8 protein-coding genes and 1 pseudogene are annotated in these 12,336 nt (G+C 58.0%); 2 read left to right on the top strand and 7 right to left on the bottom strand.

The features are described 5' to 3' along the window. Window positions 1-153: 153 nt before the first annotated feature. Both BLV45_RS10315 and BLV45_RS10310 read right to left on the bottom strand, forming a co-directional pair. Window positions 154-2,643, bottom strand: a complete 2,490-nt coding sequence (locus BLV45_RS10315; RefSeq protein ID WP_090532881.1) for an autotransporter outer membrane beta-barrel domain-containing protein — start codon at window positions 2,641-2,643, stop codon at window positions 154-156. A gap of 718 nt (window positions 2,644-3,361) precedes the next feature. Continuing rightward, complete coding sequence (locus tag BLV45_RS10310; RefSeq protein WP_090532392.1) at window positions 3,362-4,417, bottom strand: IS110 family RNA-guided transposase; 1,056 nt, start codon at window positions 4,415-4,417, stop codon at window positions 3,362-3,364. 119 nt (window positions 4,418-4,536) lie between these two features. Between BLV45_RS10310 and BLV45_RS10305 the strand changes: the two are divergent. Beyond that, window positions 4,537-5,946 (top strand): annotated as a pseudogene (locus BLV45_RS10305) (transposase). A 204-nt stretch (window positions 5,947-6,150) separates the two neighbouring features. Here the strand turns inward: BLV45_RS10305 and BLV45_RS10300 are convergent. Then, window positions 6,151-7,053, bottom strand: a complete 903-nt coding sequence (locus BLV45_RS10300; protein WP_245753180.1) for a LysR family transcriptional regulator — start codon at window positions 7,051-7,053, stop codon at window positions 6,151-6,153. 116 nt (window positions 7,054-7,169) lie between these two features. Between BLV45_RS10300 and BLV45_RS10295 the strand changes: the two genes are divergently transcribed. After that, a complete protein-coding gene (locus BLV45_RS10295; RefSeq protein WP_245753179.1) occupies window positions 7,170-8,168 on the top strand; it encodes an alcohol dehydrogenase catalytic domain-containing protein in 999 nt (332 codons plus the stop codon). A gap of 656 nt (window positions 8,169-8,824) precedes the next feature. Here BLV45_RS10295 and BLV45_RS10290 read toward each other — a convergent pair. From BLV45_RS10290 to metC, 4 genes are read right to left on the bottom strand one after another with little or no spacing between them, the layout of a single operon-like run. Next, the gene (locus BLV45_RS10290; RefSeq protein WP_090532390.1) at window positions 8,825-9,595 is read right to left on the bottom strand and encodes an amino acid ABC transporter ATP-binding protein; all 771 of its coding nucleotides are present in this window, start codon (window positions 9,593-9,595) and stop codon (window positions 8,825-8,827) included. Beyond that, entirely contained in the window at window positions 9,592-10,242 is a 651-nt protein-coding gene (locus tag BLV45_RS10285; RefSeq protein ID WP_090532388.1) for an amino acid ABC transporter permease, read from the bottom strand. Before BLV45_RS10285 ends, BLV45_RS10290 begins: the two co-directional genes overlap by 4 nt. 3 nt (window positions 10,243-10,245) lie before the next feature. Beyond that, the gene (locus BLV45_RS10280; protein WP_090532386.1) at window positions 10,246-11,082 is read right to left on the bottom strand and encodes an ABC transporter substrate-binding protein; all 837 of its coding nucleotides are present in this window, start codon (window positions 11,080-11,082) and stop codon (window positions 10,246-10,248) included. A 41-nt stretch (window positions 11,083-11,123) separates the two neighbouring features. Next, on the bottom strand, window positions 11,124-12,275 hold the full coding sequence (gene metC, locus BLV45_RS10275) for a cystathionine beta-lyase (protein ID WP_090532385.1): 1,152 nt from the start codon (window positions 12,273-12,275) through the stop codon (window positions 11,124-11,126). Between the last annotated feature and the right edge of the window lie 61 nt (window positions 12,276-12,336).

The following is a 12,336-nucleotide window of genomic DNA, read 5'->3' as shown; positions in this document are numbered from 1 at the left end:
GCAAACTGCTGAAAGGACAAGAGCCTGAATGCTACTACGCGCAGGAAACAGCTACTTCATCTTTCATCGGGCCGGCCGCACGCATTGTCCTGCGCGGACAAAAGCGCGCAGACAGCCGGATGGCCCTTCTACAGCAAGGCAAGCTTCAGTGGATCAGAACAACTGGCGCAGGCGCAGAGTCCCCGTCTGTGAGATGAAGCCTGATGCTGCCTGCAGCTCGTAGCGTACCGACAGACTCAGGTTGTTCGCGCGCAGCAGCGTGACGCCCAGCGAGATGTCCGCGAGATCCTGCACCGGCGTCGCGCCGACCGTCGTGAACGCCGTCTGCCCCGTCGCGTCGCCCGCGAAGCCCGCCCCCGTCGTTTGCCTCGTGTGGTCGTATTCATGAATCCACTGAGCCTGCAGTTGCGGCACGATCGCACCGTAACTGGTCGAGAAGCCCTGCTCCAGCTTCGCCCCAAGGCTGCTCTTCACCGAGCTGGCATGGGTTGAACCAACCGACAGCGCCGCGCCGTTGCCTCCGCTCTCCGTGTAGCTGCCCTGGTTCTGGTAGCTATAAGTGAGGCTCGCCAGCGGCGTAAGCGTGGCGTTGCCCAGCGCCAGCGGATACCCTGCCTCAGCTCTCGCCACGTACTGCTGACCGCTATAGTGGCCGTCAGCTGCGCTCGAGAAACCCTGCAAGTTCACCACGCGGGTCGTGCCGTACTGCTGCTGGGACACTGCGGCAGAGAGGTTCACGTACCACGGACTGCCTGCAAAGCTCGCGTAGCCGATCAGGCCGTAGCTGTTCACGCGGGTGGTGTCGCCGGCGGTGTCGCCGGTGTTGTTGATCGCCGTATTGCTGTAGCTGAACACGGCACCGGCACGCCACCGGTCGTTGATCGCCCGGTCCGCGCCGAGCAGCAAGCCGGCGTAGTTGGCGCTATAGCCGTCCACATTATCGTGCTCGTCCTGACTTGCATGGCCGCCGAATGCCTGACCCCACACGCCCCATTGAGCCGGGCCTTCGCCGGTTGCCACACCCGTTTCGGCTCCCGCCTGTGCGACGCGCAGGGAGTCGACGTGCGCGCCCACCACGTTCAGCGCGTCGAAGGTCGGGGCGGTCGACGCCGAACCCGTCTGGGTCGGAGCCAACTGCTTGCCGATCCGGTTGGCGGTGGCGGCCGAGCCCTGGCTCAGGGAGCCCAGCGCAGCGTTGTACAGGTTCAGCAAGCCAGGGCTGCTGATGCCGGTGTAGCTCAGCAGCCCCCTGACCGAAGCGATGGCATTGGGTGCGGTCGCAACAACTGCGGGGCTTGGCACCGGAGTTGGTGTCGGTGTCGGCGTCGGTGTTGGTGTTGGTGTCGGTGTCGGTGTGGGGGCGCTCAGCGTCACCACTAGATCGGTGTGGCCCGAGGTGATCGTGCTGGAGCCACTCGCGATCAAGCCGCCGGCTGAATAGATCAGACCCGAACCGTAGTTCGCCGTACCCGCCGTATCGACGACCACGAAACGTTGTCCGGCGGCTAATGGATACCCGTTCGGCACCACACTCACCGCGCCCGAGGTCATCGTCGTGTTGCCCGTCACTACCAGTTCGCCATACTGGCCCGTACTGGTTCCTGCTACGCCGACCTGCAGTGTACCGCCCGTCTGGTTGTAGTTGCCCGTGATCGTGACCGGCCGGTTGACTTGCAGCACCGCCGTCCCGTTGTTGTTCACCGCATTGCTGCCAACGTTGATGTGGTCGTTCAGGAGCAGGTTGCCGGAAACGAAGGCGACGTTGGAGAGGGTGTTGGTGATGGTTCCGATGGTGTTGCCGCCACCGTAACCCGTCAGCGAGCCGAAGATCGTGCCCGTGCCGCCGCTGATGCTCAGGTCATGGCTCGAAAGGTTCGCGATATTGCCGGCAATCACTCCCGAATTGGCGATTGCGCCAAGCGAGCTGGCGGCGCCACTGTAGATAGCATCGTTGGCGCCGGCAATGGTGCCGCTGTTATTCAGTGCAGTGATTACACCACCACTGTTATTGATACCGTACGGACCGCCTGTGATGAGGCCGCTGTTGGTCAGCGTGCCGATTGTGCCTGCGCTCCAGATACCGTTGCCACCAGCGGTGATGGTGCCGCTGTTGGTCAGCGTGCCGATTGTGCCGATGCTGTTGATGCCATCGCCACTAGCGTTGATGAGACCGCCGTTGGTCAGCGTGTCGATCACTGTGTGGTTGTTGATGCCGAAGGTAGCATTGCTGAGGGTGCCTCCAACGGTATTGTCCAGCACGGCGATGGTACCCGTGTAGTTGAAGATGCCAGCGTAGTGGGAGGTAAGGAGGCCGCTGTTGGTCAGGGTGCCGATCCTGCCCTCGTTGAAGATGGCCGCGTTATAACCACCGCTGATGGTGCCGTTGTTGATGAGCGCACCGATTGTGCCGAAGCTGTGGATACCTGCGCTGCTACCACCGCTGATAATGCCGCTGTTGGTCAAAGTGCCGACGTTACTACCGGCGTTGACGCCGGTCCCATAACCAGAAATGCTTCCAGTTGACGTAACAGTAAGGTCACCGGTGGACCACGAGTAGCGGCCGGTGGTGGGGGTGTTGATGACCACCTGGGCCGTTGCCGCCTGCGCCATGACCGCCAGGGCTCCGGTGACGGCAAGGGTCATCGTCTTTGTCTTGAGCTTCAGTTTCTGAGTGTTCACAATGCGGGGCTACGCCTGTAAGTTATTATTAAGCTCTGGACGCTGCTGCGGTGAGCAGTCCGTATTTGCCTTCTTTTCGATTATTTCCGGATATGTAAACGTACCCTCAGTGCATAACGGCACGGGTATGCCAAAACTGTAGGGAAATCAGCCGTCGATCTCTCTTTCTGCCGGCATCGCATCGGACGGTAAATTAAAAACTGTTTGCCGATCCACCGACTGCGGCTTCGGCATTTCCGTGTTTATCCTTGGCGCTGTCACGTTGGTGTGGCGACAACGACACGGCAACGCTCAGCGGTCCAAGTTACGTCCGAATCTGCGGATCGCAGGCGTGAGTGGCCGCTAACCATCAGATTGTGTTGAAAAAGTCTGCCGACGTGCGGATTGTTCGGTATCCTGGAAGACATCGATCGACGGGAGTGATTCGTCATGATGGGTCTATATGAACGCGTCCCGTTTGAGCAAGTTATCGTGTGCTGTGGCAGACAGACTGGCTTGCAGATCTATATCCGGCCTTGTTGCAGCTGGTAGTACCGCTGCGGGCCCCTATGAAATCCGCTGACTCGCACCTCATTCAACTGACGAGCTTGATGCTCGACCTATCATTCAGGCTTAGCGAATCCCGGTCCTACCTGGCTTGTCATCACATACGATTTCCTGCGCAACCGTTTAAGGTAACAGCCTATCTAAAAGTTGATTCCTTCCCGAGTGCAACCGTTGGTGCCGGTTTCAAACTCATATAGCCCCTCTGGTACGGTCGATCGTGGGCCAGCACTGCCCAGATCGTTCGCGCCATCTTGTTGGCTAGCGCCACGATCACCACGTTCGGCGGCCGGCGCTTGCTGATCTGCTCGAGCCACTGGCTCGGTTCCTTCGAGTGCGTCAGTCCCGAGCGCGCGCCGTGGATCAGCAGCGTGCGCAGATACGTGTCGCCCCTCTTGCTGATTCCGTGCAGGTTCGTCTTACCGCCCGAGCCCGTCTGTTTCGGCCCGAGCCCGGCCCACGCAGCGAACTCGCGCCCCGACCGGAAGACCTTCGCATCGCCAATCATGGAAACTGCGGCCGTCGCCGTAAGCATTCCGACACCGGGGATATCGCTGATCGCTCTCACAGCCCGGTCTTCCTTGACCCCCATGCGCATCCGCCGCTCGATGGCGCCAATCTGCTGGTCCAGTTTCGCGAGCCCTGTCCACTGCTCGCGCAGCGTATCGATTAACGTTGCCGGAAGACGCTCGGCAACCCTTGCCAGCACATCCGGTATCGCCTTGTCCAATGCGGCCCGGCCTCTACCCATTACCTCGCCATATTCTGTCAGCAGTCCCCGCAGACTGTTGATTTGCATCGTGCGAAACTTCACCAGCTGCTCCCGCGTCCGGTGCAGTGCCAGCATTGCCTGCTGTACTTCGGTTTTCACTGCGATCGGCTTGCTGGGCTGCTGCACCGCCAGCCAGATCGCTCGCGCATCGGCTGCGTCATTCTTGTTGCGGATATTGAACGCCTTCACGAACGCCGCAGGCATCAGCTTTACCTGATGGCCCATCTTCGTAAGCTGTCTCGCCCAGTGGTGCGCTCCACTACACGCCTCCATCCCGATCAGGCACGGGGCACGGTTCACGAAGTGCTCCATGAATTTTGCGCGCCTGATCGGCTTGTTCACGATCTCGCCTGTCTCTTCGTCGATGTAATGCACCTGAAACACGTTCTTGGCGATATCCACGCCCACAGTCGTACAGGTCATTTCGGATTCCTCCGGTTGCCGGCATATTCGTGGATTTTCCACCTGAACACATTGACGCTGTTGGCCTGCAAGCAGGCACGTCTCCTGGTCCCGTCGTCTGGGTAGGACGCGTTCATTTCATTCGACTGGATTGCGGACAGGACAAGCTCTTCTATTCGTTCAATCTCGACAACCACGTCCCGTAAACGCACCTGTTGAGAGGCATCGGTCGCTTCCTTGACCTGCGAGATCTGCGTCAGCACCTCGCGCCGTACTACAGTCCGATGGGACGGCCATCGATTGATCCGGAGCTCATGATCCGCATGTTGATCGTCGGCTACTGTTTCGGCATTCGGTCAGAGCGCAGGCTATGCGAAGAGGTGCATCTGAATCTGGCGTATCGATGGTTCTGCCGCCTGGGCCTGGAGGACGCCGTACCCGAACACTCGACATTCTCCAAGAACCGCCACGGTCGCTTCCGCGATAGCGATGTGCTACGCCATGTGTTCGAGTCGGTAGTGGGTCGATTTATGTCCGAAGGGCTCGTAAAGGGTGAAGGATTCGCGATTGACGCGAGCATCATCAGAGCCGATGCGAGCTCCGTACGCGGTGTTCCGGGTTCTGAGCCCATCGACTGGGGTTGCGTCAACGGCCAAAGCCGTGCAGTGCGGGAGTATCTGGAAGCATTGGAAGAAGCCAATCCGGCAAGCACCGAAGTGGCAGAGAAGGTAGAGACATCGACGCCTCCAAAGAGGGTATCTCTGACGGATTCCACCGCGAGCTGGACAGCCGCAAAGGGCGGCTTGCCGTTCTTCGCCTACTCGACTAATTATCTTATTGGCCTGCAGGCAGGGATCATCGTGGACGTCGAGGCGACGCCCGCGAACCGGACGCACGAAGTGGAATCAACCAGGACGATGATTGACCGCGTTGAGCGGCGACATGATCTCAAACCTCGACGTCTTGCAGGCGACACCGCGTATGGCTCAGCGGCGATGCTTGCCTGGATGATCGAAGAGAAGGAAATTGCACCACATGTTCCGGTCTGGGATAAAACCGCACGCAAGGACAATACATTGTCCAGCAGCGAGTTCAAATGGGATGAACTGGCCAATGAAGATCGCTGCCCCACCGGGCACGCACTATGCAGTGATCGGCGCAAGTTCAGAAATCCGCGCTCGCGAGTCACGAAGGCTGGCACGATAATCTATCGGGCCAGCCAGTTTGACTGTGAGAGCTGTTCGATGAAGGATCGCTGCTGCCCGAATACACCATTCCGCAAGATTGCTCGAAGCATCCATGAAGCTGCGCGTGACAAAACGAGACGTATTGCGAAGACACCGGAATACAACCAATCTTGCCGTGAGCGAAAGAAGGTGGAAATGCTCTTCGCCCATCTCAACCGCATCCTGAAACTGGACCGCCTGCGATTGCGCGGTCCAAGCGGTGCCCATGATGAGTTTCTGATGGCAGCAACTGCGCAAAATCTGCGAAGAATGGCCAAGCGGCTTGTGCCAGGAAGCAAGCAGATGAACCAGGCAGTCGCATGACGGGCAACGGGGATCGTTGCCTCGTTCAAGTTTGCCGCTTCGCCGATCCCCACAACTCGAAAACGTGCTGCTGACTCCAGCGCTTCGAGCCAAAACAAGACTTTTTCAACACAATCGGCCACTTTGAGACACTCAAATCGGCGCGTGGATTGCCAACAATTCTGGCTGTCGACCGCCTTTTAGCCGCAGCGGATCAGCAGTGTGTCAAAGCTCGGGACTCGCGAATGCTGACACAAGATATTCGATGAACATCCTTACCCTCATCTGTACTCGACGGCCAGCCGGATAAACAAGATGGATGGGCACGCGCTCGGGCTGCAACGCTGGCAGTAGCACCCGGACCTGGCCGGACCGGATCTCGTCCGCCAATAGCCAGAATGGCGCCTGAGCAATACCAAGGCCGCTAAGCACAGCCGCGCGAATGTGCTCGGCGTCACCGGTTAGCAGCGAGCCGTGCGGAACATAAGAGACGGCCTCCTGCCCGACCTTGAGTGACCAGGGGGAGGACTCATGGCCTTTCGCAAAGACGATGCAGGTGTGCTGATCGAGGTCCGGAAGCTGGATCGGCACACCCTTCGCGGCCAGATAGGCGGGGCTCGCCACGAGCACGAAATCTGTTTCTGACAGCTTTCTGGCAGTCAACGAGGAGTCTACGAGTCGCCCATGACGGATCGCCAGGTCAACGCCGTCGCCAACCAGGTCTACCTGCCGCTCCGATACCGACAATTCGATCGCGACGTCGGGATACTGTCGAAAAAAGTCGGGAAGTAGCGGGGTAATGCAGAGTCGACCGTGAGCCGGTGCGGTATTGACCCTGACCACGCCTCGTGGCGACTGTTGGCGATCGCCTACGGACGATTCGAGCGCGTCGAAGTCGTCCACCAGCTGCCTGGCCGACTCGTAGAACGTTTGTCCGACTTCGGTAATCACGACCTGGCGCGAGGTCCGCAAAACAAGTTGTGCGCCAAGATGCCGTTCGAGCGCACTGATCTGTTTGCTGACTGCTGGTTGTCCGATCCCTTCCTCGCGCCCGACGGCGGAAAAACTCCCGCATTCGACAAGACGTACAAACAGACGAATCGCGTTCACTCTATCCAAAAGGCTCACCCGCATCAATTCCAGAATGGAATCAATGGTATGTCCTAATGCAACGTTTCAGCAATGGATGAAGTTGCTTATGTTACGGGCTGTGCAAACAACAATACCGGAACAAAAGGAACTGAATGATGAAAGCGATTTGTGTAACACCTGGTCGGGAACTTGAGGTTCGCGACGTCCCGACACCGACCGCGCCAGCGCCGGGCCATGTGCTGATCGATATGGATGCGTCGGCGATCAACCATGGCGACAAGACTTTCCTGCGGATGCCTGCAGCCGCCGGTAATGCACTCGCGCTCGACCGGCATAACGTCTGGGGGGCGTCGGGAACAGGCACGGTAGTCGCGGCGGGAGCAGGCGTTCCGGCGGAATATACGGGCAAGCAGGTGGCGATCTACCGGTCGCTCGGCAGAAGTCCGGAAAGTATTGGGCTTTGGTGCGAACGGGCGCAGGTGCCTTATTCGACTTGCCTGATCCTGCCAGACCATGTTCGTGCTCGGGACTATTGCGGCTCACTCGTGAACGTGATGACGGCCTGCGCCTTTCTCGAAGAGATCACCGCAGCGGGCCATAGGGGCGTCATTGTCACGGCCGGGAATTCGGCCACCGGTTACGCTCTTGCTGCGCTCGCTCGTAGTAGAAAGTTGCCCGCGATTTTCCTGGTGCGCACCGAGGGGGCACGGGAGGCACTGTGCCGTTTGGGCGTGGAGCACGTCATTGTCACCAGCGAAGGCTTCACCGATACGCTCGGCGTGTTGTCCGCCGAACTGGGAACGACGGCGGTATTTGACGGCGTCGGCGGAGACCTGGTAACAAGGATTGCGCCGGTCCTGCCGATGAATTCGACGATCTATTTATACGGCCTTCTGGGCGGAGCCGTCGCGGTTTCCATTCAGTCCGCGCTCTTCATGATGAAGAACCTGACCGTGAGACGATTCAGCAATTTCGAGAGCCAGACGGTGAAGGATCACGACAAGCTCGTTACCGCTCTGAAAGCGCTTGAGGGCGTGATTGACAATCGAATGTTCACGACCAGAATTGGCAAGGAGTTCCGTCTCGATCAGGTCGAACTGGCCATGGCTTACGAATCGCTCGATGGTGCCAAGGCCGTCTTGCTGACATAGGTCGCCCGGGGTCTGGCGGCATCGGATGCGTTTCGCTATTCACGGCATAGCGAACCCTGTGACGACCCGGAATGAGCACGGCTATCGGGCGTCCGATGCGTGGCCGCGTAGGAATTGCTCCGCGAATGTCTCCTATGTAGAAGACCGACTGGCAGAAGTGGGTCGGCTTCGGTCCGACGTGCGATGCACGGCCCGCGAGTTCACGCGTGCCAGACATCGGGCAGGGTTCGGCCACATGGGGACGTTTGCTCTTCGGAAACGAGCGCCCGTTGCCAGTTGATCACCAGACATACGTATCGCGGCAAATGTCAGAGATAGATCGACAGGCGCTCATCGCGTGAGCTGCGATGCGAACGGACCTCATTCATCAGCACGCGCTGAATCTAAGTCGGTTTGTTGGCTCGAGTTAGAAATGCAGTGCCAAGGACCAGTACACGTAATGTCAGTCCGAGACCGCCGCCAACTGCGCTCACGATGACGGGCTGGACGGACAGCATGTGATACCGTGCGAAATGGCGAGGGAGGTAGCAGTCTTGCGCCGCAGCGCCAGTTCGCCGGAAGGGGGAGGCCGATCCGCCAACGCCGCGCCCGGGAAGCAATGAACGTTTGCCCGTCAGCATATCGATTGTATGCCTGGCACACCGCCTTCTGACACGCTAAGTTTCAATCAAATTCAGAAACCGACGCACCCGTGGGTTGCTTTCTGCTCCGAAGAATACGCCGGGTGCAGCATCTTCAACGACAACGCCGCCATCCATGAACACGATGCGGTCCGCGACATCTCTCGCGAAGCGAACCTCGTGAGTGACCACCAGCATAGTCATGCCCTTTTCCGCGAGGTCGCGCATGACGCGAAGCACGTCTTCTCTGAGAGACGGGTCAAGAGCGGAAGTCGGTTCATCGAATAGCATTACCTCCGGCTCCATCGCCAGTGCCCGGGCGATAGCGACACGCTGCTTTTGTCCACCTGAGAGGCGACCAGGATACTCACCAGCTTTAGCCGCAAGGCCTACTTGCTCCAGCAGTCTCATGCCCTGTGACGCGGCCTCGGATTTGGTCACACCCTTGACGCTAACGGGCCCCTCCATGATATTTTGCAACGCTGTCATGTGAGGGTAGAGATTGAACGACTGAAATACCATGGCAGTTCGGTGCCGAATCGCACGAATCGCTCTCTGCGTCTCACGAGTCGGCTTGCGCAATCCCGCACAGTCGACATCGATGCCGCAAATGTCGACCGTTCCGGCGTCGGGTTTCTCAAGGAAATTCAACGAACGCAGGAGGGTAGTTTTTCCTGAACCCGACGGGCCCATGATGACGACAACCTCTCCTCTCGACACTTCGAAATTGACGCCGCGGAGCACCTGATTGTCTCCGAAGCGCTTCTGCAAGCCGCGAACGTCGATGGTTTTGGATTGTTGTTTCATACGTACCGCCTCGATACACGGCTTTCAAGAATCGTCTGGGCGATGGTTAGCAGCTGATTTATCACCCAGTAGATGAGTCCGACCATCAGAAACATTTCCATGTATCGGAAGGTTGACGCTCCCACCTGGTCGGCAACTCGCGTTAGTTCGACGACGGTAATAGTCGATGCAAGGGACGTATCTTTGATAAGCGCAATCAATCGACTCCCGACCGATGGAATGGCGATGCGAAGACCTTGGGGAAGGATGATTCTTGACATCGTTTTCACGTAGCTCATGCCCGTAGATGCTGCGGCTTCCCATTGCCCCTTGTCGACCGCGCTGATTCCTGAGCGGAAGTTCTCGCTCAGGTACGCAGCTGAAAACAACGTCAAGGCCAGTAGTGCTGCAGGTACAGGGTCAAGCGTGATTCCATATCGCGGCAGCCCGAAGTAGATGAGCAGGATTTGTACGAGCAGTGGCGTCCCTCGAAAGATTGACACATACGCAAAGGCCAATCCGCGAAGGGCACGTGCGTTTGAAATTCGGCACAGAGCGACGATCAATCCGAGCGCAGAGCCCAGCACAAACGAAGTGAGCCCAAGGAAGACCGTCATCAACACGGCGCTCTTTAGCAGAGGTAGTGAGCGCTCGAAAAGCTCCAGCATGACTTACTCCTTTTGTTCCTTCGCCTTCGCGATAGTCCCGAGCATGTCGAAATCCACTCCAACCCATTTCTTCGATAGCGCTTCGAGCGTACCGTCTGCGACCATCTCGGCAATCGCCTTGTTGACGGCAGTGCGGAGTGCCGGTTGTCCTTTCACCATCGCGGGAGCAGAAAGCTGGTAGATGAGAGGCTCACCGACCTCCTTAACCGGAAGGTGATTGACATTTGCATACTTCATCCCACCGAAGTGAGAAATGATGACGGCGTCGATACGACCGCTACCAAGGTCATTAAACACGAGGCCACCATTATCGTAACTGCGGATGTCCGAGTCCTTGAGGTGTTCCCGCGACCAGGATTCGTTACTCGAGCCAGTTGTGACGCCCACACGCTTCCCTTTGAGGTCTGCGCGGCTGTGGATGTCGCTGTTTTCGTTTCGGACAAAGATTCGAAATTCTTCGACGCCATACGGGTCGCCGAAGTCGACCTGCTTTTCCCGCTCTACGGTGGGTGTGAGGTCGTTCATCACAAGGTCGTATTTGCTGGCTTTGAGCCCCTCGACAAAGTTTTTGAACGAATCGGCAACGAACACTACATTGGGAATACCTATCCGCTTTCCGACCTCTTTTGCCACTGCAACGTCGTAGCCTGCTGGTTGATTCTTGTCGTCCAGCATGCTCCATGGCGGACTGCTTTGGGTATTAGCGACGCGCAGCGTCTTGTTCGCTTTTGCCTGCGCAAGCACGTCTGCCGCAAGCACGTTCCCAGTTAAGATGCTGGATACGCAGACGGTAGCGACCGTTATCACAAACCCTCGTCGCAAAATCGTGGTCAGCTTCATTATTTCCTCACTTTGTTCTTTCGGACGTCGTATTGGCCGCGTTAACCCTGTTCAGAACGGGCACGACCAAATGCTTCCAGCGCAGCGTTCAGGTCATCGAGCAGAAGTCCAGCGTCTTCAAGTCCGATGGAAATTCTGATGACCGGACGGTCTGTCAAAGGGAAGGGGCGATTTGCCTGCAGCGGTGCCGGGTAATACGCTACAAGGCTATGGACGCCACCCCAGCTGGCTCCGATAGCGAAATGCTTCAGCGTATCAAAGAATCCGTTGAACGCTTTCTCGGGTGCATCTTTCAAAATCAGCGAGAAGAGGCAACCGCTGCTGGAAAAATCACGCTTCCAGATTGCATGGCCGGCGTCCGACGGAAGGGCTGGGAACAGCACCTTTTCAACCAGGGGATGCTTCTCAAGATACTCTGCGACACGCAGAGTCGACACGCTTTGCGCGGCGTAGCGTACCTTGAGCGTCTCAAGGCCGCGCATCACCAGAAAGCAGTCGTCCGGGCTTGTCTGTTGACCAAGAATGCTTTGAGTCTCGCGCAAGACGGTGTAATAGTCGGAGTTGTTCATGCTGATGGAACCAACCAGCAGGTCCGAGTGACCGCCGAAGAATTTAGTGGCCGCTTCAATGCTGAAATCGACGCCGTGTTCCAGCGGCTTGAATCCCAAAGGGCTCGCCCACGTGTTATCCATCATCGTCATCACGTTATGGCGCTTGGCTGCAGCCACAACCGCAGGAACATCGGGCATTTCCATTGTCACAGTTCCCGGCGATTCCATGCAAATCATCCGCGTGTTGGGTCGGATGCGCTTCTCGATTTCAACTCCGATGGCCGGCGCGTAGAGCTCGACCTCGACATTGAAGTTGGCGAGCCACTTCTGCGCGAACGTCTTTAACGCACCGTAGCAGGCGGCTGAAATGAGCAGATGGTCACCTCCTCGCACGAAGCCCATAACCGTTGTCATCAGCGCGGACTGCCCCGAGGGGGTAACTACGCAATGAGCGCCGCCTTCGAGTTCAGCAATTCGATGCTCAAGCTCGCGCGCCGTCGGAGTGCCCGTAATGCCGTAGCTGTAGCCATCCGGCTGGCGTTCCTTGCGACGCGCAAAATCTGCGAGCGAATTAAACACGACCGTGGAAGCGCGCATCACAGCGGGTGAGAGGCTGCGGAACGGTTGGGTGGTACTTTTCATCGTTTGCTCTGGAGTTATCAGGTGGTCAATCAACGATGGTCAGTTTACTTTTTCCCATACC

Origin of the sequence: Paraburkholderia sartisoli (assembly GCF_900107685.1) — a bacterium.
In the GTDB taxonomy this organism is placed as follows: domain Bacteria; phylum Pseudomonadota; class Gammaproteobacteria; order Burkholderiales; family Burkholderiaceae; genus Paraburkholderia; species Paraburkholderia sartisoli.
The sequence above is the reverse complement of the archived record's forward strand: the minus strand, read 5'-3'. Positions and strand labels throughout refer to the sequence as shown.

Bases quoted from the DNA above. Each gene is read 5' to 3' on its own strand.
- BLV45_RS10315 (WP_090532881.1), bottom strand. From the start codon at position 2,643: ATGACCCTTGCCGTCACCGGAGCCCTGGCGGTCATGGCGCAGGCGGCA.
- BLV45_RS10310 (WP_090532392.1), bottom strand. From the start codon at position 4,417: ATGACCTGTACGACTGTGGGCGTGGATATCGCCAAGAACGTGTTTCAG.
- BLV45_RS10295 (WP_245753179.1), top strand. From the start codon at position 7,170: ATGATGAAAGCGATTTGTGTAACACCTGGTCGGGAACTTGAGGTTCGC.
- BLV45_RS10290 (WP_090532390.1), bottom strand. From the start codon at position 9,595: ATGAAACAACAATCCAAAACCATCGACGTTCGCGGCTTGCAGAAGCGC.
- BLV45_RS10285 (WP_090532388.1), bottom strand. From the start codon at position 10,242: ATGCTGGAGCTTTTCGAGCGCTCACTACCTCTGCTAAAGAGCGCCGTG.
- BLV45_RS10280 (WP_090532386.1), bottom strand. From the start codon at position 11,082: ATGAAGCTGACCACGATTTTGCGACGAGGGTTTGTGATAACGGTCGCT.
- metC (WP_090532385.1), bottom strand. From the start codon at position 12,275: ATGAAAAGTACCACCCAACCGTTCCGCAGCCTCTCACCCGCTGTGATG.